Source organism: Streptomyces sp. NPDC006510 (assembly GCF_040611955.1).
Taxonomy (GTDB): domain Bacteria; phylum Actinomycetota; class Actinomycetes; order Streptomycetales; family Streptomycetaceae; genus Streptomyces.
The window spans coordinates 1-25,740 of sequence record NZ_JBEXPH010000125.1 but is presented as its reverse complement, the minus strand read 5'-3'; the positions used below and the strand labels follow the sequence as shown (position 1 = coordinate 25,740).

4 protein-coding genes and 1 pseudogene are annotated in these 25,740 nt (G+C 73.7%); 4 read left to right on the top strand and 1 reads right to left on the bottom strand.

Annotated features, from left to right (window positions below):
- Positions 1-41 precede the first annotated feature (41 nt).
- The 3 genes from ABZY11_RS29885 to ABZY11_RS29875 are packed head-to-tail and all read left to right on the top strand — an operon-like array spanning position 42 to position 22,320.
- Positions 42-6,182, top strand: a complete 6,141-nt coding sequence (locus ABZY11_RS29885; RefSeq protein WP_356482122.1) for a beta-ketoacyl synthase N-terminal-like domain-containing protein — start codon at positions 42-44, stop codon at positions 6,180-6,182.
- Positions 6,179-13,108 carry an SDR family NAD(P)-dependent oxidoreductase gene (locus ABZY11_RS29880; protein WP_356482121.1) on the top strand — a complete coding sequence of 2,310 codons (6,930 nt, stop codon included), beginning with the start codon at positions 6,179-6,181 and terminating at the stop codon, positions 13,106-13,108. The genes ABZY11_RS29885 and ABZY11_RS29880 overlap by 4 nt, the downstream gene beginning before the upstream one ends.
- Complete coding sequence (locus tag ABZY11_RS29875) at positions 13,105-22,320, top strand: SDR family NAD(P)-dependent oxidoreductase (RefSeq protein ID WP_356482120.1); 9,216 nt, start codon at positions 13,105-13,107, stop codon at positions 22,318-22,320. The genes ABZY11_RS29880 and ABZY11_RS29875 overlap by 4 nt, the downstream gene beginning before the upstream one ends.
- 491 nt (positions 22,321-22,811) lie before the next feature.
- Here the strand turns inward: ABZY11_RS29875 and ABZY11_RS29870 are convergent, their stop codons facing one another.
- Entirely contained in the window at positions 22,812-24,026 is a 1,215-nt protein-coding gene (locus tag ABZY11_RS29870) for a cytochrome P450 (RefSeq protein WP_356482119.1), read from the bottom strand.
- Positions 24,027-24,976: 950 nt separating this feature from the next.
- Between ABZY11_RS29870 and ABZY11_RS29865 the strand changes: the two are divergent.
- Positions 24,977-25,740: pseudogene (locus tag ABZY11_RS29865) on the top strand (RiPP maturation radical SAM protein 1); the annotation flags it as partial.

The following is a 25,740-nucleotide window of genomic DNA, read 5'->3' as shown; positions in this document are numbered from 1 at the left end:
ACCGGGCCGGGGAGCTCGCCGGGCTGCGCGCCCTCGGTGACGTGGCGTACTTCCAGGCGCACGTGGACGACCCGGCCGCCATGGCCCGGGTCGTGGCCGAGGTCAAGCAGAAGTGGGGTGCGCTGCACGGGGTCTTCCACCTGGCCGCGACCGCCTCGCGCACGCCGCTGCCCGGCAAGGACCTCGCGGAGTTCCGCTCCCACCTGCGGGCCCGGTTCGAGGGCTCCCGCGTCCTCGACGAGGTGACCCGTGACGAGCCGCTCGACGTGTTCGTCCTGTACTCCTCCCTGGCCGGGCAGCTCGGCGACTACGGCCTGGTCGACTACGCGGTCGGCGCCCGCTACCTCGACGGGTTCGCCGAGGAGCGCGGGGAACTGCGTACGGCGGGCCGCCGCAGCGGGCACACGGTCTCGATCGACTGGCCCATGTGGCGTGCCGGAGGCATGCACGTGGACGCCGGGGACGAGCGCCGCTACCTCGCCGACACCGGCTTTCGTTATCTGGAGGCCGACGAGGGCGAGCGACTGCTCGACCTCGCCCTGCGACTGGGACGCCCGCAGGTCGCCGTGCTGCCCGGAGCACCCGCGCGGATGCGCGAGCAGGTCGAGGCGATGCGGATCCGGGAGCACGGGCACCGCGCCCGCCAGGCCGCCTCGCCGCCCGCCGTCACCACCGTTCCCGCCGCCACTGTCGCCGCTCCTGTTCCGGTGAACGCGGGCGAACTGACCGACCGGCTGCGGGACCTCGTCGCCGGGCTGCTGGGCCTGGCGCCGAACGCCCTCGACCAGGAAGCAGGCTTCGGCGAGTACGGCCTGGACTCCTTCGGGCTCCAGTCGCTCTCCGCGGCCCTGGAGAAGGAGTACGGCGTCTCGGTGCCGACGACGACCCTCTTCGGTGAGAACACCCTTGAGAAGCTCGCCCGGTACCTCCTCGAGGAGCACCCCGCCCCGGCGGACCGGGCCGGGGCGCCCGTTGCCGTGGATCCGGAGCCGGCCCTCGTACCCGCCACTGCCCGGGCCTCGGCTCTGCCCGCTGCGCTCCCGGGGGAGGACGCCGTCGCCATCGTCGGCATGTCCGGACGCTTCCCCGGCTCGGCGGACCTGGAGGAGTTCTGGCAGCACCTCAAGGACGGACGCGATCTGATCACCGAGACCCCCGCCGACCGGTGGGACTGGCAGGAGGTGTCCCGGCGCTTCGGCGGCACCGCCCGCTGGGGCGGCTTCCTGAGCGACGTCGACCGGTTCGACGCGCGGTTCTTCAAGATCTCGCCCGCCGAGGCGGAGGTCATGGACCCCCAGCACCGGCTGTTCCTGGAACACACCTGGGCGGCGCTGGAGGACGCGGGCTGCCGGGCCGACCGGCTCGCGGGGCGCCACGTGTGCGTGTTCGCCGGCGTGCAGTTCAACGACTACGAGTCGATGGTGCTGCGCGGCGAGCGGGTCAACCCCCACGCGGGCACCGGGCTCGCGCGGACCATCCTCGCCAACCGCATCTCCTACCTGCTGGACTTCACGGGCGAGAGCGAGAGCATCGACACCGCCTGCTCCAGCTCCCTGGTCGCGCTGCACCGCGCCGTCCGCGCCCTGCGCGCCGGGGAGAGCGAACTTGCCGTCGCGGGCGGCGTGAGCCTGGTGCTCTCACCCCAGACCGTCATCGCAGGCAACCAGCTCGGGGTGCTCTCCCCGGACGGCCGCTGCAAGGCCCTGGACGCGCGGGCCGACGGGTACGTGAAGGGGGAGGGCGTCGGCGTACTGGTGCTCAAGCCGCTCTCCCGCGCCCTCGCCGACGGTGACCGGGTGCACGCGGTGATCCGCGGCAGCGCGGTCGGCCACGGCGGGCACGCTTCCTCGCTGACCGCCCCCAACCCACTGGCCCAGGCCGATCTGCTCGTCGAGGCCTACCAGGACGCGGGGGTTCCTGTCGGGACGGTCTCCTACACCGAACTCCACGGCACCGGCACCGCCCTGGGCGACCCGGTGGAGATCGACGGTCTCGTCCGGGCCCACCGGACCCTGGCCGACGGGCCCGCCACTCCCTGCGGCATCGGCACCGTCAAGAGCAACATCGGGCACCTGGAGCCCGCCGCGGGCATCGCCGGAGTCATCAAGACGGTGCTGGCGATGCGGCACCGGACCCTGCCGAGGACCCTGCACCTGCAGAACCTCAACCCGCTGATCGACCTCACCGGCACTCCCTTCCGGCCCGTACTGGAGAGCGAGCCATGGGAACCGAAGGACGCCGGGGGCGAGCCCCTGCCGCTGCGCGCGGGCGTCAGCTCCTTCGGTTTCGGCGGCGTCAACGCGCACGTCGTCCTGGAGGAGGCGCCCGCCACCACGCCCCCGGCCCCGTCCCGGGCCGAGGCGGGAGAGGTGTTCCTGCTGTCGGGCAGGGACGAAGCCGCCCTGCGCCGGTACACCGCCGCGATGGTGGAATTCCTCGACCCGGCCGGTGCCGCGGACGCCGAGGTGGCCGCCCCTACGCTGTCCTCACTCGCGTACACCTCCCAGACCGCCCGCGTCCCCATGGCCGCTCGGCTCGCCGTGGTCGCCCGGTCCACCCGTGATCTGCGTGAGCAGCTGGCGGCCCACCTCGCGGCCGAGTACACCCCCGGCGGTCCGGGCGGCGGCCACTCGTGGCTGTCCGAACCGGAGGGGGCCGAGTACCTGGCCCGTCTGGTCCGGGAAGGACGGCTCGACCGGCTCGCACGGCTCTGGGAGGAAGGCGCCGACATCGACTGGGCCGCGCTGCGTGCCGACAGGCCGCCGCTGACATCCATGCCGACCTACCCGTTCGCCCGCGAGCGGCACTGGCTCACGACGGAGACCGTCACGCAGGCGGCACCCGCCCCGCAGGACTCCTCGCTGCTGCTGGTCAAGGACTGGGAACCGGCGCCGCTTCCCCCCTCCGAGCCGCCTGCCGGGCTCCTGGTGCTCGCCCGCGCCGAGAACGAGTCCCTCGCCGCGCGGGCCTTCGGGCCCGCCGCCGTGGTCCGTGTGGACGACGGCGACGGCGGCGCCCCCGACGAGGACGCCGTCGCGCGCATCGTGGAAGCGGCCGGCCGCGCCACGGCCGTCATCGACCTGGCCGACGTGTCGGCCGTACCCGTCACCGCGCCGCGGCCCGACTGGTCACGGATCACCCTGCTGCGCGAACTGGTCGCCGCGAACCGCACCCGCGGCTTCGCCTACCTCCACCTGACCCGGGGGCTCACCACCTTCCGCACCGGGCAGCCGACGCTGCGCGGCGCCGCCTACGCGGGCCTCGTACGGATGCTCACGGCCGAGTACCGCGGCCTGTCCGCCCGCACCCTCGACCTCGACACCCTGGACCCGGCCGCGATCCGCGAGGCGGCCGCCGCCGAACTCGCCGCGGCCGACCCCGTCACCGAGGCCTGCGTACGGGAGGGCGTGCGCTACCGCCCGGTGCTGCGCCGGGCCGGCCGGGCGCCGGAGTCCGCCGACTGGTCCGCGGACCTGGCCGGCCGGACCGTTGTCATCACCGGAGGGACGGGCGCGCTGGGCCGGCTGCTCGCCGCCCGGCTCGTCGAACGGGGCGCCGACCGCCTCGTGCTCCTCGGACGCACCCCACTGCCCGCCCGGTCCGAGTGGCCCGCGCTCCTCGCGGCCCCCGGCACCGATCCGGCCCTCGCGGCCAAGCTGCGCGACATCGAGGCTCTCGGACGTCCCGGGATCCAGGTGGTCGTCGAGGCCGTCCCGCCGGACGGGATCGCCGAAGTGCTCGACCGCGCCCGGCGTTCGCTGGGCCCGATCGCGGGGATCGTGCACTGCGCCGGACTCGGCGTCATGCGTGACCCGGCTTTCATCGGCAAGCGGATCGAGGACGTCCAACGGGTGCTGGAACCGAAGACGGCAGCACTCCAGGCCGTCCTGGACGGCTGCGCCGGGGACCCTCTGCGGTTCGTCGTGCTGTACTCGTCCGTCGCGGGCGCCGTGCCCGCACTGGCCGCGGGCATGAGCGACTACGCGCTGGCCAACTCGGTGCTGGACCGCGTTGCCGATTACCGCTCCGCCACCGGCGGCGCCGGCGCTCCCGTCATCCGGTCCCTGCAGTGGCCGAGCTGGCGCTCGGCCGGCATGCCCGAGGCCGACACCCCGGCCTACCGGAACCTCGGCCTGCGCACCCTGGATCCGGAGGCGGGGCTGGACCTGCTGGACCGTGCCATGAGCGGATCCGACCCGGTCGTGCTGCCCTGCGTGGTGGACACCGCTCGCTTCGACGCGGCCCGTCTGCTCGCGGTGTCCGCGCCGAACCGTCCGGCCGGGGCGGCGCCCGTACCGGCTCCTCCGGCGGCCCCGCGCGCGGTCCCGGCCGCCGGACACGGCCTCGTCCGCCGCGTGAGCGGGGTCGTCGCCGCGACGCTCGGGCTGGACCCCGAAGCGATCGGCGGGGACGAGGACTTCGCCGACCTGGGCGTGGACTCGATCATGATCGCCCAGATCCTTGCCGCGCTGGATCGGGAACTCGGAGTCGTGGCGGAGCCCTCGGTCATCCTGGAGAACCCGACCGTGGCCCGCCTGGCCGAGGCGCTGCGGGACCATGTGCCGGACGGCACGGCCTCATCGCAGGACGCGGCCCCGGCCGCCGTGCCCGCCGTCCCCGCTGTTCCATCGGCCCCGGCCGCCGTCCCTGCCCCTGCCGAGGTGACCGCCCCTGCCACCCCTGCCGCGGCAGGCGCGTCCGTCGCTCCTGGCGCCGCGGCGCCCGCGCGGCGCGAGGAACTCGCCGTCATCGGCATCGCCGCGCACTTCCCCGGCGCACCCGACCACGGGACGTTCTGGCGGAACCTGGTGTCCGGAACGGACTCGGTGACGGAGGTGCCGACCTCCCGCTGGGACCCGGACCGCTTCTGGCGGCCCGATGCCCGGCCCGGCACCACCATCAGCAAGTGGGGCGGCTTCCTCGACGCCATCGAGGACTTCGACCCGGAGTACTTCCGGATCGACCCGGCCGGCGCCGCGTACGTCGACCCCCTGGTCCGCCAGGTACTGGAGACCGGTGTGGAGTGCCTGGCCGACGCCGGGCTCACCCCCGAGCAGGTCGCGGGACGTCGGGTGGGCGTCTTCGCCGGCGCCCGTACGGCGAACTTCGGCGTGCACATCGCCGCCGCCGGTCCGCACTCGATCAGCGGCATGGCGCAGAACTTCATCGCCGCGCAGCTGTCCCACCATCTCGACCTGCGCGGCCCGGCCGTGGTCGTCGACACCGCCTGCTCCAGCGCACTCGTCGCGGTGCACCTGGCGGCCGGCAGCCTCCGGACCGGGGAGTGCGATCTGGCCTTCGCGAGCGGCGTCGACATCCTCCTCGACGAGGTGCCCTTCGTGGGCATGAGTGGGGCGGGCGCGCTGTCGCCCACCGGACGCTGCCACACCTTCGACGAGCGGGCCGACGGAATCGTCCTCGGGGAGGGCGCCGGCACGCTGCTGCTCAAGCGGCTGTCCGACGCCGTGCGTGACGGCGACCGCGTCTACGCGGTGATCGAGGGCAGCGCCGTCAACAACGACGGCCGCACCATGGGCATCACGACGCCGAACCCGCGCGCACAGCGGGAGGTGATCGAGGCTGCCCTGGCCGATGGCGGTGTCTCCCCGGCCCAACTGGGCTACGTGGAGGCCCACGGCACCGGCACCATGATCGGTGACCCGATGGAACTGAAGGCGCTCACCGAGGCCTTCCGCGCCCGCACCGACGAGTCCGGCTTCTGCGGAGTGGGCAGCGTGAAGACCAACATCGGGCACACCCTCAGCGCGGCCGGCATGGCCGGACTGATCAAGACCGTGCTGTCGGTCCACCACGCGCAACTGCCGCCGACGCTGCACTGTGCGACCCTCAACCGCCGTTTCCGGTTCGAGGAATCCCCGCTGTTCCCCGTACGGGAGCTGAGCGATTTCACCGGCCGTGACGGTACGCGCCGGGCGGCGGTGAGCTCCTTCGGCTTCGGCGGCACCAATGCGCACATGGTGGTGCGCCAGGCGCCCGACGACCACATGCCCTCGCGCGCTCCGCTGGATCCGCCCCGGTACCGGAAGCGGCGGTTCTGGTTCCACCCGCCGGCCCACACACCCGTACCCGGCCCCGTCCCGGAGCCCGCGCCCGCCCCCGTACCGGCCCCCGCGCCGTTCTTCGAGCTTCAGTTCTCCACCGTGCCGGAAGGAAAGAAATGAACGCGTTGGACGGCCTGACCTGCACCGTGGTGGTGCGCGGGACCGACCCGGTGCTGCGCGACCACCGGGTGCACGGCACGCGGATTCTGCCCGGTGTGGCGTTTCTCGACATGATCTACCGGATCCTGAGGGCCCGTGGTGTCGACACCTCCCGGGTGGAGCTGCGCCGTGTGCTGTTCCGGAACCCCGTCGCCGCCGGGCCGGATTTCGACACCGAGCTGCGGGTGGACTTCGCCGCCGACGGGGACGGCCACCGGGTGTCCGTCACGGGAACCCGCCGCCCAACGGGCGAGACCGAGCCGGTGCTCGACTGCCGGCTCCACCTGGACGTCCCCTTCCCGGCCGAGGCGGTAGACCTGTCCGCCCTGCGCGCGGGCATGTCCCGTACGGCGGACATGGCGGACCTGTACACGCTCGTCCGCCGGACCGGCATCGAGCACGGGGAGTTCATGCGGGCCCGCGGCACCCTGCACGTCGGCGACGACGAACTGCTCGCGGACCTGTCGTTGGGCCCGCAGGCCGCCGCGTACGCGGACTACTTCCACTTCCACCCGGCCGCGCTGGACTCCTCGACACTGCTGCCGACGCAGTTCGCCACGGCGGGCGCAGGCGCGTCCGCCCGGCCCTACATCCCGATGCTCATCGACTCCTTCCAGGCCGGTGGACCGGTCGGGGCACACACCCTGGTGCACGCCACCCCGCCCCGCGCCGCCGGCCCGGCCGGCGACCTGACCACCTGCGACCTCCGCTTCCTCGCCCCGGACGGAGCCGTGCTGCTCCGGCTCCGGGGCCTCACCTCGAAGCGGGTCCGGGAGGAGGACGCCATCACCCGGCTGGACGGCTCCCCGCGCGTGGCCGGGCCGTCCGGCACCACGACGGACACCGAGGCTCCCGCGGGGGAGACCGCCGAGAGCGTGGTACGCGGCCTGCTCGCCGAACGCCTCGGCCGGGCCGAGTTCGACGAGGAGGCGGGTTTCTACGAACTGGGGCTGGACTCCACGGCACTGCTGGGCATCGCCGCCGATCTGGAGCGGGCGTACGGCACCGACTTCTCGCCCACCCTGTTGTTCGAGCACAGCTCCCTCACAGCCCTGACCGAGTATCTGCGCGCGTACCGACTGCCCGAGGGAGCGAGCCTCGGGCCGGCCGCGGCACCCCAGGAGGAGCTACGCGAGGACACGCCCCGCGAGGTCGTCTGGTTCGAGCCCCACTGGCGTGACACACCGCTGCCGCCGACACAGGCACAGGCACCGGGGTCCGTCCTGACCGTCGACGCGACCACCTCGCGCGACTGGGACGCCCTGCCCACCGGGAGTGCGGCCTCGGACGTGCTCTGGACTCCCGCCGATCCGCAGGACGTGGAGGGCGAGGCGGTCGCCCTCACCGCCTTCGCCGCGGCCCTGGCGCACACCCGGCGCGGTCCCGTACGGATCGTCTGCCACCTGCCCCCCGGCGCGCCGGCCACGGCGGTCGCGGGTCTGCTGCGCACGCTCCGCAGGGAGCAGCCCGGCGTACGCGCCGCCGTGGTGTGTTCCCCGGACCGGGCCGACGCCCTGGCCGAGCTCGCCGCAGGCGCACCCGACGTGGAAGTGCGGTACGAGGCGGGGCGGCGCCTGGTGCGCGAGATCCTGCCGGCCCCGGCCCCGGACCGCCCCGCCCGCCTTCGCGAGCGGGGCGTGTACCTGATCACCGGCGGGCTCGGCGGCGTGGGCCTGGCCCTGGCCCGCCACCTGGCGCAATCCGTGCGGGCGCGTCTCGTGCTCTGCGGACGGACGGCCGTCGACTCTCCGGAGACCGCCGCGCGCACTGCCGAACTGACCGCGCTCGGGGCCGAGGTCGCCGTCGTCGGCGCCGACGTCTCCCGTGCCGAGGACGTGCGCCGGGTGGTCGGCCACGCGCTGACCCGGTTCGGCGCCCTGCACGGGGTGGTGCACGCCGCGGGCGTGCTGCGCGACGGGCTGATCGTGGGAAAGCGCGAGGCAGACGTACGCGCCGTGCTCGCGGCCAAGGTCACCGGAACCCGCCTGCTGTACGGGGCCACCCAGGAGCTGGGGCTGGACTTCCTGGTGCTCTGCTCGTCCACGGCCGCCGCCTGGGGCAACCGGGGCCAGGCCGACTACGCCTGCGCCAACGCCTTCCTCGACGGTTTCGCGGAGGGCCGGCCCGGGGTCGTCTCGATCGGCTGGCCCGGCTGGTCGGACGGCGGCATGCCGCTCGACGAGCCCGCCCTGCGTCGGATGGGACTGCGGGCGATGGACACCCCGACCGCCGTGGACATCATGCTGCGGGCCGTCGGCAGCGGTCGGCCGCACCTGGTGGCTCTCGTCGGCTCGGCGGCCGAGATCACCGCCCGCTTCACCCCGCAGGCCCCGGCCGCTCCTGTCGCCTCCGGCGGCCCGGCCGCGCCCCTCGCCTCCGCGCCGGAGGCCTGCGGTACCGACGGTGACGAGGACGACGCCATCGCCGTCGTGGGGATCAGTGGCCGCTACCCGGGCGCCCGTACGCTCGACGAGTTCTGGGAGAACCTGCGGTCCGGCCGCGACGGCATCACCGAGGTGCCGGCCGGCCGCTGGGACCACCGGGCGATCCACAGCGACACCAAGGGCGTGCCCGGACGCTCGTACGGCCGCTGGGGCGGATTCGTCGACGGAGCCGACGAGTTCGACGCCGTGTTCTTCCACATCTCACCCAACGAGGCCGCCGTCCTCGACCCCCAGGAACGGCTGTTCCTCCAGGAGGCGTGGCACGCCTTCGAGGAGGCGGGACACGCCCCATCCGCCTGGCGGGGACGCGGCGTCGGCGTGTTCGCGGGTGTGATGTACAACCAGTACCAACTGCACGGCGTCCGGGAGGAACCGGGCCTCGTACCCTCCTCGTTCAGTGCTTCGATCGCCAACCGCGTCTCGTACTTCCTCGATCTCAAGGGGCCGAGCATCGCGCTCGACACCATGTGCTCGTCCTCGCTGACGGCGCTGCACCTGGCCGTCGAGGCCATCCGGCGCGGCGAGTGCGAGGCCGCGCTCGCGGGCGGCGTCAACCTGCACGTACACCCCAACAAGTACCTGCTGCTCAGCCAGTCGTCGTTCCTCTCCACCGACGGCCGCTGCCGTGCCTTCGGCGAGGGAGGCGATGGCTACGTGCCCGGCGAGGGCGTCGGCGTGGTGCTGCTGCGGCCGCTGCGCGACGCGCTGCGCGACGGCGATCACGTGCACGCCGTGATCCGCGGTACGGCCCTCAACCACGGGGGCCACACCGGTGGGTTCTCCGTGCCCGGTCCGGCCTCGCAGGCCGCCCTCGTCCGCGACTCGCTCACCGGCGCGGGCGTGGACCCGGCCGACCTCGGCTACGTAGAGGCCCACGGCACCGGCACCGGCCTGGGCGATCCCATCGAGGTGACCGCCCTGGAGCGGGCCTTCGACGCCGTCGGCGCCGGCCGCGGTCCCTGGCCCATCGGTTCCGTCAAGTCGAACATCGGCCACCTGGAGTCGGCGGCGGGCATCGCCGCGCTGACCAAGGTCGTCCTCCAGATGCGCCACCGGGAACTGGTGCCGTCCCTGCATGCCGAGCCGCTCAACCCGGCGGTGGACTGGGCCGGTTCGCGGTTCCGCGTCCAGCGTGCCCTGGAACCGTGGACCCCGCGTACGGGAGCTCCGCTCACCGCGGCGATCAGTTCGTTCGGTGCCGGCGGTGCCAACGCCCATGTGGTGCTGGCCGCACACCCGGTCCCCGGGACCCCGCGAGCCCCCGAAGCGGACCGTCCCCGGCTCTTCGTGCTCTCGGCGAAGGACGCCGTCCGGCTGGACGAGACCGTCACACAGCTGCTCGCCCACCTGGACCGGGTCGGCCGGGAGGACGGTTCCGCACTCCTGGACCGGATCCTGACCGAGGTCGTGGGCTTCTCCGTCGACGCCGACGAACCGTTCGCGGAACTCGGTCTCGACTACCCGCGTCTGTCCCGGCTCGCCCGGCGGGTAGAGGAGGAGTTCGGAGTCCGTCTCGATGTCGACGGGGGCACGACCCGGGCCGGGCTGACGGACCGCCTGGCCCGGACCGGCGCTGCCGTGGATCCCGCCGCGCTCGCCTTCACCCTCTGGTCCGGACGCGACCACCTCGACGAGCGGCTCGCCGTAGTCGCCACGACGACGGCCGAGTTCGCGGAGGCGCTGCGCACCGGTACGGGGTGCGTCCGGGGCCGCAGGCGGCGCTCCGCCGCACCGGCCCACGGCGACGATCTGCGCGAGCTCGCGCGGGCCTGGGCCGAGGGCGCCGCGATCACCCTGCCGGTGCCCGACCGCCCGCACCGGATCTCGCTGCCCGGCTACCCCTTCGCCCGCGAGCGCCACTGGGTCGGGACCGCCCGGCTCCCGTCCGCGAGCGCGCCCGGCGCGGCCGCAGCGCCCGAAGCCGTCGAGCTGCCGGACGGGCACGTCTTCAGCGCACGGATCTCCACGGCGGAGCGGCCCTGGCTCGCCGACCACACCGTCGACGGCGCCGTGATCGTCCCCGGGACGTACTTCGTGGACCTGGCCCTCCAGGCGGGAGCCCGGCTCGACTGCCCCCGGATCGCCGAACTCGTCACCCACACGCCGCTGGCCTCGTGCGGGGCCGACCTGCGCCTCGTCGTGGACCTCGCCGGCCCCGACGGGAAACGGGCCTTCCGGATCCACGCCCGGACGGGGGACCGCGCCGGCTGGAGGGACCACGTCACCGGCGTCCTCGCCCCCGCTCCCGAGGAGGCCCCGACCACACCGCCGATGCCCGAGGACGCCGAGGAACTCGACGTCGGCCGCCTCTACGAGACACTCACCGGGTACGGTCCCGCCTTCCGGGGCCTGCGCCGCGCCTGGCGTACGCCCGATGCCGTCCACGCCGAGGTCGTCGTACCCGAGGGCGGCTCCGGGACGCACGCCCTGCATCCGGTGCTCCTCGACGTGGCTCTGCACACGGTGGCGCTCACCTCCGCCCTCGACGGCGACAGTCCCTACCTGCCGTTCGCCTGGTCCGGCGTACGTGTGCACGCCCCCGGTGCGACCGCCGCCCGGGTACGCGTCGTCCACCACCGGGCCGACACGGTCGAGCTCCGGCTCACGGACGCCACGGGCGCGCCCGTGGCGTCCGTCGACTCGGTGGTCCTGCGCCGGGCGGGCGCGCCGGCCGAGCCGCTCCACCACGTGGAGTGGCAGCCCGTCGAGACTCCCGAGCCGCACCAGCGGGCCCGCTACGCGGTCCTCGGACCGGACCCGGACGGGGTCGGCGCCGCCCTTGCGGCCTCCGGGGCGCAGCTGGTGCGGGCCGATGGCCTGGGCGCGCTGACGGACGTCCCGCCGGTGGTCGTGCTGCCCGTCGTGTCCGACGCGTCGGACGGGCCGCCGTCCGCCGCCCGCTCCCTTACCGCCGAGGTGCTCGACCGGCTCCAGGAGTGGCTCGCGGACCAGCGGTTCGCGTCCGCGCGCCTGGTTCTCGTCAGCACCACGCCGGACCTGGCCACGGCCACCGCCTGGGGGCTGGTGCGGTCCGCGCAGTCCGAACACCCCGGGCGTTTCGGCCTGGTGGAGGCCGAGGACCTCGCGCAGCTGCACCGCGCGCTGGGTTCCGACGAGCCGCACCTGTGCCTGCGCGACGGCCAGGTGCTGGGCGCCCGGCTGGTCCGCGTACCGGCGTCCGCACCGGCGGCCGAGCCGCGGCTGCCGGGTACGGTCCTGGTCACGGGCGCGAGCGGCGCCCTCGCCGGACGGGTGGTCCGCCACCTCGTGGAGCGGCACGGCGTGCGCGACCTGCTGCTGGTCAGCCGCAGCGGCCGGGGGCCGGCCGGGCTGGCCGGACTGGATGCCCGTATCGAGACGGCAGCCTGTGACGTGGCCGATCGTGCCGCCCTGGCGGCCCTGCTGGCCGGGCGGCCGGTGACCATGGCGGTGCACGCGGCCGGCGTGCTCGACGACGGGGTCGTCACCGCCCTGGACACCGAGCGCCTGGAGCGGGTGCTGCGGCCCAAGACCGAAGGCGCCGCCAACCTCCACGCGCTGCTGCCCGAAGCCCAACTGGTGCTGTTCTCCTCGGTGGCGGGCGTGCTGGGCGGCCCCGGCCAGGGCAACTACGCCGCCGCCAACGCCTTCCTCGACGCCCTCGCCCGGCAGCGCGCCGCATCCGGCGGGCGTGCCGTGTCCGTGGCCTGGGGACCGTGGGCGGTGGACGAGGGCATGGCCGCCGACCGCGACCGACTCGCGCGCGGTGGCATCGAGCCGCTCCCGTCCGAGGCGGCCCTCGCCCTGTTCGACATCGCCCTCGCCGGACCGCACCCGGCGGTCACCGCCCTCCGGCTCGCTCGCGGCCCGGCCACCGTCGTGCCGCATGTGCTGCGCAGCCTGGTGCGGGCGCCCGAGGCGGCGCCCGTCACCGACCCGGGTCTGGCCGGCCTCGGCCCCGCGGAGCGGCGCGCCAGGCTGTCGACACTGGTCCGCGGACAGGCCGCGGCCGTCCTCGGCTACGCAGGCGCCTCGATGATCGAATCCGACCGGTCCTTCCAGGAACTCGGCTTCGATTCGCTGAGCTCCATCGAGTTCCGCAACCGGCTGGGCGCGGCCGTCGGCCTGTCCCTGGAGGCCACGCTCGTCTTCGACCATCCGACCCCGGCCGATCTGGTCGACCACCTCGACGAGCGGTTCGCCGGTGAGTCCGGGGCGACGGACCTGCCGACCCTGTTCGCGGCCTTCGACCGCCTCGCCGTCGCGCTCACGGCGGCGGCGACGGACGACGTGTCCCGCGACCGCACCGCGGAACGCGTCCGCGGTCTGCTCGACCACCTGACACCCCACGCCGCGGCGGAACCCGGCGCCGCTTTCGCCTCGGCGACCGACGACGAGGTATTCGCCCTGATCGACGCCGAGCTCGGCAGCCCGCTGCCGGGACTGGAGGAACGCTCCCGATGACCAATGAGGACAAGCTCCGCGACTACCTGCGCCGGGTGACCGCGGAACTGCAGTCGACGCGGCAGCGGCTGCGCGACGTGGAGGAGCGATCCGCCGGACCGGTCGCCATCGTCGGCATGGCCTGCCATTACCCGGGTGGCGTCGCCTCACCCGACGACCTGTGGTCGCTCGTCGCCGAGGGCCGGGACGGGATCACCCCCTTTCCCGGCGACCGGGGCTGGGACCTGGACACGCTCCACCACCCCGACCCCGACCACCCGGGGACGACCACCGTCCGCGAGGGCGGCTTCCTGCACGGCGCCGCCCGGTTCGACGCCGGATTCTTCGGGATCTCCCCCAAGGAGGCCCTCCAGACCGACCCCCAGCAGCGGCTGATCCTCCAGACCTCCTGGGAGGCCGTCGAGCGCGCGGGACTGGACCCGAGCTCGCTGCGCGACAGCCGCACCGGCGTGTTCACCGGCGTCATGCACCACGACTACCCGGGCGCACAGGGCGCCGGCAGCGTGGTCTCCGGCCGCGTCGCCTACCAGCTTGGTCTGCGCGGTCCCGCCATCACACTGGACACCGCCTGCTCCTCGTCGCTCGTCGCCCTCCACCTGGCCGTGCGGTCCCTGCGCCGGGGCGAGTGCGACATGGCCCTCGTCGGAGGGGCCACGGTGATGGCCACCCCCGCCGCCTTCGTCGAGTTCAGCCGTCAGCGCGGCCTGGCCCCCGACGGACGCTGCAAGCCCTTCGCCGCCGCGGCGGACGGCACCGCCTGGTCCGAGGGCGTCGGCATCATCGTCGTCGAACGCCTCGCCACGGCCCTGGCCGCCGGCCACCGGGTGCTCGCGGTGGTCCGGGGCACCGCCGTCAACTCCGACGGCGCCAGCAACGGCCTCACCGCGCCCAACGGCCCCGCCCAGCAGCGCGTCATCCGCGAAGCCCTCATCGACGCCGGCCTGGCCCCCGGTCAGGTCGACGCGGTCGAGGCGCACGGCACCGGCACCCCGCTCGGGGACCCGGTCGAGGCGCAGGCCCTGCTCGCCGCGTACGGCGGGCAGCGCACCCGGCCGCTGCGCCTGGGTTCGGTCAAGTCCAACCTGGGGCACACCCAGGCCGCCGCCGGCGTCGCCGGGATCGTCAAGATGGTCATGGCCATGCGGCACGGAGTGCTGCCCCGGACCCTGCATCTCGACGCACCGACCCCGTACGTGGACTGGTCGGCGGGCGGGGTGGAACTCCTGGCCGAGGACGCACCCTGGCCCGCCGGAAAAGAGCCCCGGCGGGCGGCCGTCTCCTCCTTCGGCGTCAGCGGGACCAACGCCCACGTCATCCTGGAGGAGCCGCCCGTTCCCGCGGACGACGGGCAGGACGACCGGGCGGCGGACGGCGCGGGCGCCGAACGGTCCGCGACGCCGCCCGCCGGGCCCGGCCCGCTGGCCTGGCCCCTGTCCGCCCGCTCCGACGCCGCACTGCGCGCCCACGCCGCCACCCTCGCCACCTTCCTGACCGGGCACCCGCAGGACCCTCGCCCCGAGGACGTCGCCCTTTCCCTGGCCACCACCCGCGCGTCCCACGAGCACCGCGCGGTCGTCCTCGGCGCCGGCCGGGCCGAACTCCTCACCGCCCTGGCCGCCCTGGCCGCCGGCCACCCCTCGCCCGCCGTCGTCGAAGGGACATCCGGCCCGAGCGGCGGCGTTGCCTTCCTCTTCCCCGGTCAGGGGTCGCAGTGGCGGGACATGGCCCTGCGCCTGCTGGACTCCAGCACGGTGTTCCGGGAGCGCATCGAGGAGTGCGAGGCGGCGCTGGCACCGTACGCGGACTTCGAGCTGACGGCGGTCCTGCGTGGCGAAGGGGACCTCGACCGGGTCGACGTCGTCCAGCCCGTCCTGTTCGCCGTCATGGTCGCCCTCGCGGAGGTGTGGCAGTCCCTCGGAGTCCGCCCGGCCGCCGTCGCCGGACACAGCCAGGGGGAGATCGCCGCCGCCTGCGTGGCGGGAGCCCTCACCCTCCAGGACGCCGCCCGGGTCGTCGCTCTGCGCAGCCGGGCCCTGACCGCGCTCTCGGGCCGCGGCGGCATGATGTCTCTCGGGCTGTCCTCCGGCGAGGCCCGCGAGCGGCTGAGCCGCTGGGACGGCAGGCTGTCACTGGCCGCCGTCAACGGCGCGGCCTCCGTGGTCGTGTCCGGCGACACCGACGCCCTCGACGAACTCCTCGCCGCCTGCGAGGAAGAGGACATACGGGCCCGGCGCGTCGACGTGGACTACGCTTCGCACAGCGCCCATGTGGAGGCAGTCCGCGCCCAGGTGCTCGACGCCCTCGCTCCCGTCCGGCCGCGTGCTCCCGAGATCCCCTTCTTCTCCTCGGTGGAGGGCCGTTGGATCGAGGCCGCCGACGCCTTCGACGCCGACTACTGGTACCGCAACCTGCGCGAGACCGTCCGCTTCGACGAGGCCGTCACCGCCCTCGTCCGGCGCGACTGCACCGCCCTGCTGGAAGTCAGCCCCCACCCCGTCGTCGCGACGGGCGCACAGGAGACCGTCGACGCCCTCGGCACCGGCACCGCCGTCACCCACACCCTGCGCCGCGACGAGGGCGGCCCCGAGCAACTGCTCCATGCCCTCGCTCAACTGCACGTGAAGGGAGTACGCCCCGACTGGTCCGCACTCTGGCCCGGGGCCCGGCGGATCGACCTGCCCACCACCACCTTCGTCACCGAGACGTACTGGCTGCACGCCGCCCCCGGCACCGGCGGCGCGGGCGCCCTGGGTCTCGACGACATCGACCATCCGGTCCTGCGCGCGGCCCTGCCCGCCGCCGAGGGGATGGTGCTGACCGGCAGGCTCGGCCTGTCCGCCCAGCCCTGGCTCGCCGACCACACGGTCGAAGGACAGGTGGTGCTTCCCGGCGCGGCGCTCGCCGAACTCGCCTCCCGGGCGGCGGACGAGGCCGGCTGCGCGGCCGTCGACCAGCTCACCCTGCTCACACCGGTCCTCCTCCCCGAGGACGCCGACATCCGGCTGCGCGTCGACGTCACGGCCCCGGACGAGGACGGCTCCCGCGGCCTGACCCTGCACACCCTCACCGGGGCGGGGCAATGGACCACGCACGCCACAGCCGTCCTCCTGCCCGACGCCGCCGAACCGCCGACCGCCACCACCGCGTGGCCGCCGGCCGGAGCCGAACCCCAGGACGTCGAAGCCCATTACGCCGTCCTGGAGGAAGCGGGCCTGGTCCACGGACCGGCCTTCCGGAACGTGCGGGCACTGTGGCGGGGCCGCGGCGGGGACCTCCACGCCGAGGTCGCGCTGTCCGGCACCGACCACGCGGACGGGTTCACCCTCCACCCGGCCCTGCTCGACGCCTGTCTGCACCCCATCGCCGTCGGTGGGTTCCTCACCACGGGCGAGGGCGGCCGCCCCGCGCTGCCCTTCGAATGGCAGGGCTTGCGCATCCACGCCTCCGGCGCCGACACCGTCCGCGTGACCCTGTCCGCGGGGGGACCCGACGCCGTCCGCCTCGCCATCACCGACACCGCCGGGGCGCCCGTGGCCTCCGTCGACGCCCTCGTACTCCGCGAGCTCCCGGCAGGCGCCCCCGGCCGGCCGGACCGGGGCGACCTGCTGTGCCCCCGGCAGGTGCCCCGGACCCTGCCCGAGGGCGCGCACGAGGACTACGCCGTACGCGACCCCGAACTGGCCCGGCAACTGGGGAAGCAACCCACCGAGAACTCCGCGCGCCACGTCCTGGTCCCCGCTCCGGCCGGCGAGCCCGACGAAGCCGTGCGTACCGCCCTCGCCCTCACCCACGAGTGGCTGGCCGACGCGCGGTACACGGACTCCACCCTCGTCCTCGTCACCCGCCGCATCCATCACGACGTGGCCCAGGCGGCCGTCGCGGGTCTCGTGCGGTCCGCCCGGCTCGAACACCCGGGCAGCTTCCGGCTGCTGGACCTGGCAGACCTCGACAAGGCCACCCTCGCGGCGATTCCCGCGGCCCTCGCCACGGACGAGCCCCAGCTCACCCTGGCCGCCGGGACCGCGACCGTACCCCGGCTGGTCCGCGCCGCCCCCGCGCCGGGTACGAGCGGCGAACTCGGCCGGACCCTGGTGACCGGAGCCTCCGGCACCCTGGGACAGCTGGTCGCCCGCCACCTCGTCCACGCACACGGGGTACGCGACCTGGTGCTGGCCGGCCGACGGGGCTCCGAGGCACCCGGCATGGCCGCCCTCATGGATGAACTGACCGCAGCCGGAGCCGAGGTGCGGGCCGTCGCCTGCGACGTCACCGACCGTGCCGCCCTCGCCGGGCTGGTGGACCCGGACCCCTTCACCACCGTCGTCCATGCCGCCGGCGTTCTTGACGACGGCCTGCTGACCGGGCTGACCCCCGAACGCCTCACACGCGTGCTCGGGGCGAAGCTCGACGCGGCGCTCCACCTCCACGAACTGCTGCCCCAGGCACGCCTCGTGCTGTACTCCTCCGCCGCGGGCACCCTCGGCGGCCTGGGACAGGCCAACTACGCCGCCGCCAACTCCGGCCTCGACGCCCTGGCCCGCCGCCGCCACGCCGAGGGCCTGCCCGGCATCTCCCTGGCCTGGGGCCTGTGGGACGCCACCAGCGGCATGACGGACGGCGTGGACCTCGCCCGCCTCGGCCGCTCCGGCTTCCCCCCGCTCCCCACCGCGGACGCCCTCGCCGCCCTGGACGCCGCCCTGGCCTCCGACGAGCCGGTGCTCGCCCCGATCCGCCTCGACCCCGCCGCCCTGCGGGCGCAGGGCGAGAACGTACCCGCGCCGCTGCGCGACCTGTCCGGGAAGCCCACGCGCCGCACGGCCGCCTCCGGGGGCGGCGCCGCCGTCTCCGAACTGGCCGCCCGCCTCGCCGGGAAGACCGGACCCGAGCGTCTGCGCACCCTCCTCGACCTGGTCGTCGGGCACACCGCCGCCGTACTCGGACACGCCTCGCCGGAGGCGGTCGACCCCGGCCGGGCGTTCAAGGATGCGGGCTTCGGCTCGCTCGCCGCCGTCGAACTGCGCAACCGGCTCACCGGAGCCACGGGCCTGCGCCTGCCGGCCACCCTGGTGTTCAGCCACCCCGACCCGGCGGCAGTCGCCCGCCACCTCGACGGCCTCCTCGCGGGCACCGCCCCGGTGACCGCCCCGGCGGTCCGCACCCCCACCGCCGACGCGGATGACCTCGTCGTCCTCGTCGGCCTCGGATGCCGGCTCCCCGGCGGCGTGCGCGGCCCCGACGACCTCTGGGACATGCTGGTTCACGAACGCGATGGCATCGGCCCCTTCCCCGACGACCGTGGCTGGCCCCTGGAACGCCTCTACGACCCCGACCCGGCGGCCCCCGGCAGCTCCTACACCCGGCACGGCGGGTTCATGTCCGACGCGACGGCCTTCGACGCCGCCTTCTTCGGAGTGGCGCCGCGCGAGGCCGTCGCGATGGACCCGCAGCAGCGGATCCTGCTGGAAACGGTCTGGGAGGCGTGCGAGGACGCCGGGATCGACCCGACCTCGCTGCGCGGCAGCCGGACCGGTGTGTTCGTGGGCGCGATGTACCAGGACTACGGCCGCCTACTGGAGAACGCCGCCGCCGAGGGCTTCCTCGCCCCGGGTGTCGGCGGCGGCGTCCTGTCCGGACGGATCGCCTACACCTACGGTCTGGAAGGCCCGACCGTCACCGTCGACACCGCCTGCTCCTCCTCGCTCACCGCCCTCCACCTCGCCGCCCAGGCGATACGGGCGGGGGAGTGCGACCTGGCGCTCGCCGGGGGAGTGACCGTGCTCTCCACACCGGTTCCCTTCGTCGAGTTCAGCCGCCAGCGCGGACTGGCCGCCGACGGCCGGTGCAAGCCCTACGCCGCCGCGGCGGACGGCACCGCACTCGGCGAGGGCGCCGGGGTGGTCCTCGTCGAACGCCTCTCCCGGGCCCGCGCTCAGGGACACGAGGTCCTGGCCGTCCTGCGCGGCAGCGCCCTCAACTCGGACGGCGCCAGCAACGGCCTCACCGCCCCCAACGGTGCCGCCCAGGAGAAGGTGATGCGCGCGGCCCTCGCCGCGGCCGGCCTGCTTCCCGCGGATGTCGCCGCCGTCGAGGGGCACGGCACGGGCACGGCACTCGGTGACCCCATCGAGGCGCAGGCGGTCCTCGCGGTCTACGGCCAGGACCGGCGGGCCCCGCTGCGGCTCGGCTCGCTCAAGTCCAACGTCGGCCACGTCCAGGCGGCCGCCGGCATCGCGGGAGTGATCAAGGCGGTGCTGTCCATCCGCAACGGCCTCCTGCCCCGGAGCCTGCACATCGACGATCCCTCCCCGCACGTCGACTGGTCCCTCGGCGAGGTCGCCCTGCTGGACCGGGCACAGCCCTGGCCCGAGGACGACGCTCCGCGCCGCATGGGCGTCTCCTCCTTCGGCATCAGCGGCACCAACGTCCACGTGGTGATCGAGCAGGCGCCGATTCCCGACGGCACCGGCATGAACACGGCGGAGCCGCTGCCCGCCCTGGACGGAGTGCCCTGGCTGCTGTCGGCGCGCTCCGAGCAGGCCCTGCGCGGACAGGCCCGGCGACTGCTGGAGTCGGACACCGCCGACCTGCCCGCCGTGGCGCGGGCCCTGTCCATCACCCGGGCCGCCCACCGGCACCGGGCCGCGGTGACGGGCGCCGACACACAGCAGCGGCGCGCCGCCCTCACGGCCCTGGCCGGCGACGGCGCGGCCGAGGGCCTGCACCGGGCGCGGGCGGCCGGGCAGCGGCTCACCCTGCTCTTCACCGGACAGGGCAGCCAACTCCCCGCCATGGGAAGGGGACTGTACGAGACGTTCCCCGTGTATGCGCAGGCCTTCGACGAGGTGTCCGCACACTTCCGGCTGGACACCGCGCTGCGCGAGGCGGTCTTCGAGCGGGAGGACCTGCTGGACCGCACCCAGTACACCCAGCCGGCCCTCTTCGCCCTGCAAGTGGCCCAGTTCCGGCTGCTGTCGAGCTGGGGCGTCACCCCCGACAGCCTGGTCGGCCACTCCATCGGCGAGCTCTCGGCAGCCTGCGTGTCCGGGCTGCTGCCCCTCGCCGACGCCGCCGCACTCGTTGCCGCCCGCGGCCGGGTACTCGGCGAACTGCCCGCCGGGGGAGCGATGGTGGCGGTACGGGCGACCGAGGAGGAGGTCCTCGCGGTCCTGGAGGGCCGCGCCGGCCGCGTGGGCGTCGCCGCCGTCAACGGCCCCCGCTCGGTCGTCCTGTCCGGGGACGAGGACGAGGTCCTCGCCGTGGCCGGCGAACTCACCGAGCGGGGGCACCGCACCCGCCGGCTCCGCGTGGACGTCGCCTTCCACTCGCCCCGCGTCGACCCGGCCCTCGCCGGGTTCCGGGCGGTCGCCGCGGAGATCGGCTTCGGACGGCCCGTGATCCCGGTCCTCTCCACGGTCCGCACCGGACACGCGATGGACACCCCCGACTACTGGGTGGAGCAACTGCGCGGCCCGGTGCGCTTCTTCGACGCGGTCCGGCAGGCCCACGAGAACGGGACCACGGCCTTCCTCGAACTGGGGCCCGATACCGTCCTGGCCCCGGCCGCCGAAACCTGCCTGCCCGGCCACCCGGTGCGCCCCGTCTCGTTCCTGCGCCGTGACCGTGACGACGTACGAACCGCGGTGGAGGCACTCGGGCTCCTGCACACCCACGGCGTGGACGTCGACTGGGCGGCCGTGCACGTCGGCCGGCCGACGACTTCGGCACGCCTGCCCAAGTACGCCTTCCAGGGCCGCCGTTACTGGCCGGAGCCGGCCACTGTGGCACAGGCCGGGCCCGTACCGGAGCAGGCCCCCGCGCTCGACCCGTTCTGGTCGGCCGTCGAAGACGCCGACCTGGCCGCCGCCCTGGACCTGCTGGACCTGCGGGGGGACGAGTCCCCGGACCAGGTGCTCGCGGCCCTCGGCCGGCTGCGCTCCGGAGGGGCGGCGCCGGTTCTGGAGGGCATGTCGTGGAAACGGCTGCCGGAGGTCTCCGCGCCCCTCCTCGCGTACGACGTCCTGTTGCTCGGCCCCTCCACGGGCGACGAGAACCTGGCGGACGTGGTCGCGGGCGCCTTGGTACGGCACGGAGCCCGGGTCCGCTCAGGCGGCGCCCGGCGCCCGGACCTGGTGGTCGCCCTGCCCGGCGCCGAACCGGTCGCGGAGGCGGGCGTGCCCCGGTGGGCCCTCGTCAACGGCGACGGGGCGGTCCCCGACTGCGACCACGTCGTGACCCTCCCGAAGGAGCTCGACGCCCCTGCCCGCAGGCGCCTGTGCGCGGCGATCGCCGAAGGGCGCCGGGAGACGCGGATCGAACCGGACGGCACGTTCGTGCGCGAGTACGAGCCACTGGGCCGGACCGGCATATGGCGGCCCGAAGGAGACGTACTGGTGGCCGGACCGTCGGACGCGCTCACCCGGGCGACGGTCGCCGCCGTGCTCAGGGCCGGGGCGCGCTGCCTGGTGGCCGGGGGCGCGGACGTCCTGCCCGGCGCCCTGGAGTTCGAGGACGTCGGGAACATCGAGGGCTCCGTGCGGCTCACGGCGGCGATCGTCCGGGCCGGAAGCGGATTCGAGGACGCGGCGGCGCCGCTGGTGACCGTGGTCTCCATCGGGGAGCCCGCGGACATCACCCCGCGGACATCGGGCGCCACACTCGCCGTGGCAGTCCACCCCGGTCTCGACGCCCGGGCCGCGGTGACCGGGCTGTGGCGGGCCATGTCCACCGAGGAGACCGCCGTACGCCTCGTGGACACCGCGCACACGACACCGGCTGTCCGCGACGAGGGTCCCGGGGCGGAGAAGAAGCCCGAGCCCGGGACCGGGCCCACGCCGGACCTGCTGACTGATCCGGAGCCGGAGCCGGAACCGGAGACCGAGCCGGAGACCGAGCCCGACGGTCCGCGTCCTCAACGGGACGCCGAACTCCTGGCGAGCCTGGCGGGACTTCCCCGTGAGGAGTGGGCCGCAGCCGTCCTTGGTGGTGTCCAGAGACTCTCGGCCGCCGTGCTGGGATACGACGACGCGGCTGAGATCGGTGCCGAGGACGAGTTCTTCGATCTGGGGCTGACCTCGGTCACCGCCCTCGAACTGCGCGACCACCTCACCCGGTTGACCGGTCTGGAATGGCCCGCCGACCTGCTCTACGAGTGCCCGACGCCCCGCGAGCTGACGGACCTCGTGCTCGCCCGGCTGAGCACGGACCCGGCCTGAGCCGCAGGCCGCAGTGCCCCGGATGACGACCGCGGGACGTGTACGGACCCGTCCGTACGCGTCCCGCGGTCGTCCGGGCCGCCACGCAGGACAGACATTCCCGGGACGGCGCTTCGGTCCCACGGTATGCGGGATCTGCGAGGGAATGCGAGGAGAACCTGGAGATGACGGACGGGCTGCGCGAGGCGATGGACAACGTCCGGTGCTCCGTGGCCGTGCTCGCCGCGCGGGCTCGCGCACTTCCGCGTCCGGTCGGTCCGGCGGTGGCGGGGCCCGGGACCTGGGCGGCCCGTGTGCCCCGCGCTCGGCCGACCCGGCACCGTCTCCCGGATTGAGCGAGGCCCGGTTCGCCCGGACGAGGAGCGGAGCCGCCGAGGGCCACGACACACGGCCGACGCCCGAGGGATGCCGCCCCTCTCACCTCACGACGAGCCGGCCTGCGCGCTCCAGCCACACGGTGCTCATGGCCGGCGGGTGCGGTCGGCTCCGCGTTATCGGGCCATCACGCCCTCTCGGGTCCGCAGCGGCAGGGAGCGGGCACCGGTCATCTCCGGAGAGGGCATGAAGACCGGCGGATCCTCCGGGTCCGTACGGAACTCCGGCAGACGGTCCAGCAGGATGTTCAGGGCGATCCGGCCCTCCAGCCGCCCCAACGGGGCGCCCAGACAGAAATGAACGCCACGGCCGAAGCCGAGGTGCGGATTCGGGTCACGGGTGACGTCGAAGAGCTCCGGCCGCTCGAACTGCGCCACGTCACGGTTCGCGGCGGAGAGCGAGACCGCCAGCACCTGCCCCGCCTCGATGCGCTCCCCGCCGAGACGTACCTCGGAGGTGGTGGCCCGGAAGACGGATGAGAGGGGCGCCAGGCACCGCACCGACTCCTCGATCGCCCCTGGCAGCAGCCCCCGGTCCCCACGGACCCGCTCCAGCTGATCCGGCTCGTCGTCGAGGCAGAGAATCGTGTTTCCGAGCAGCATGGTGGTGGTGATGTGCCCGGCGGCGAGGAGGAGCGAGGCGAAGTTGGCGATCTGAGCGTCAGTCAGCTGCTGGCCCTCCACGTCGGCTTGGACAAGCTGCGTCAGCAGGTCCTCCCGGGGCTTGGTCCTGCGCTCCGCGGCGTGCTCGTGGATGTACGCCTGCATCTGGGCGTTCAGCTCAAGCCCTTCCTGAACCATCTGCCGGAGCTCCTCCTCGTTGGAGACCAACGAGACGGTGCTCTCGTTCGAGAACATCTTGTCCACCCACTCACGGAACAGTGGCCGATCGCTGCTCGGTACGCCCAGCAGTTCGGTGATGACGATCACCGGGAGCGGGAAGGCGAGGTCCTCGACGAGGTCGAAGCTGTCCTTGCCCTCGACCTCGTCGAGCAGTTGGTGGGTGATCTCGGCAATCCGCGGCTCCAGACCGGAGATGATCTTCGGGGTGAACGCGTGGCTGACGATCCTGCGCAGCTGGCCGTGGTCCGGCGGATCCATCCGGACCAGGTTGCCCTCGAGCGCCGAGACGTCGACATCGCCCCGGACGAAGTACTTGGTGATGTCCGAGGAGTAGGTCGCCGGGTCGCTGAGCACCTGGACGGCCTCGGCATATCCGTAGACGTTCCACATCCCCGTCTCCTCGTCGTAGCGGGCCGGCCGCTCCGGCCGCTGTCCCCGTAGCCAAGGGTGCTTCGGCTGGATGTCCCAGCGGTTGGCGAGAAAAGGCATGAGCTTCCCCTCTTCGAGAGATGGTGGGAGTTCCGCATGGCAGGTGTGGGACAGGTGTGGAGGAAAAGCATCGAACTGGCCGGCCGGCTCACACACCGCGAGACAATCCGCCGTTCGGGCTCGGCCGGCCGGCTGACCGGCGGGGCGCATGCCGCGGGGCAACTCCGGGTTCTGCTCCCTGTGCTGTGGTTCATGCTCAACAGGCCCCCGGACAGAGATCCGCACCCCGGCGGAGCGACCGCCCTGCCGATCGCCGGTACGCGGAGCCCGTAGGAAGGCGGGTACGTACCGAAACATGTGACCGACCCGCCCTTCATGTGCGGCCGGACAGCACCCTCGTGTCAATCCTCAACCAGGTTCCGGGCCTGCATTGTCGGGAACGGAATATCGAAACGAGAAGGTCAGGCAACGTTTCTGTGCCTTTCTCGTGCAGGGAGGGATCACTGGCCTGCGCTTTCACGGTTCGAGGGATCCGGTGCGCTACGGGGAAACTAATCGGCCGCACACTAGGTAGCGCCCTTCTCTCCCGCAAGACCGCAGTGGTGATTCAAGCCACCCGGAGACCGGCCGGAACCCTGGTCGCATACTGAAAGTGGCGGTGGGTATCGCTCGCCCCGTCTGCTCTGGCATGGGGATCCCCGCACCGTTTCTGGAAGTCCCGGCACTCGCACTCCTCCTGTTCCGAACGGTTCGTATCCCCTCGGGCTCCAGCACTTACCAGCCTTGCTCAAGCCTTTCTGTCCGGGCCGACGAGCATGGGCGATCTTGAAAAGCGGAGCACTGGAACAGTGCATGGTGTTGTCTTGAAGGCGCAAGTCATATGTTCCAGCCACATCCAGTCGAGGTCTTGACGCCTGAGTGATATGCGCGTCAGGCTTGCGGAAGCCACTGAAGATCCGCTCGATGGAGATAATCACGTGTCTCGCACACGAAAAGCTTCTCTGGTGTCGATGCCTTGGAACAGTGCCATACGCCCGTCAATTCAGGTGGGAATATTACGCTCGGTCGCCGAGGCCGAGGGATGGCAAGTGGACGCCAGTTATGCCTACCTCAATTTTTATGGCCTTGCCCAGCAGGCGTTGGGATTCAGTGACGCGGAATGGTCTGATGCCTATGAGCTGGTGTCGGAGAAGCTCTACCATATGGCGGTCGGTGACTGGATCTACGCGTGCCGGCATGCCGATTCCGAACGCCGGGCGGCGTACTTCGAGGAACTGCGTGGCAAGCGGGTGGACGAGGAGACCATCGCGCTGATCGATTCGCTGCGTGAGGTGGCCGACCGGCATGTGGAGGAGACCACCGAGTCCCTTCTGCGGTCCGCTCCCGAAGTCATCGGATTCACCAGCATGTTCAGCCAGAACGGTCCCACTCTGGCGGTGGCCGGGCGGCTGCGGGAGCGTGGCTACACCGGGATGATCGTGCTGGGCGGCAGCAATTGCGAAGGCCCGATGGGCCGGGCCCTGCTGGCGAACTACCCTGCCGTGGACGCGGTGGTCGACGGCCCGGGGGAGGACGCCTTCGTCGCCCTGCTGCGGCAGGTGGAGAACGGCGAGCCGGCCACGTCGCAGGGACGGCTGGTCACACGGCACGAGCCGGACACCGCACCGAGCACGGCACGTGCTCCGGAGGATTCCCTGCGCGTGCCGACGCCGAACTACGACGGCTTCTTCGAACAGTTGCAGACAGCCGGTCTCCACCATCTCGAAGCCGATAT

Excerpts from the sequence above, each read along its gene's own strand:
- ABZY11_RS29880 (WP_356482121.1), top strand. The coding sequence starts at position 6,179 with ATGAACGCGTTGGACGGCCTGACCTGCACCGTGGTGGTGCGCGGGACC.
- ABZY11_RS29875 (WP_356482120.1), top strand. The coding sequence starts at position 13,105 with ATGACCAATGAGGACAAGCTCCGCGACTACCTGCGCCGGGTGACCGCG.
- ABZY11_RS29870 (WP_356482119.1), bottom strand. The coding sequence starts at position 24,026 with ATGCCTTTTCTCGCCAACCGCTGGGACATCCAGCCGAAGCACCCTTGG.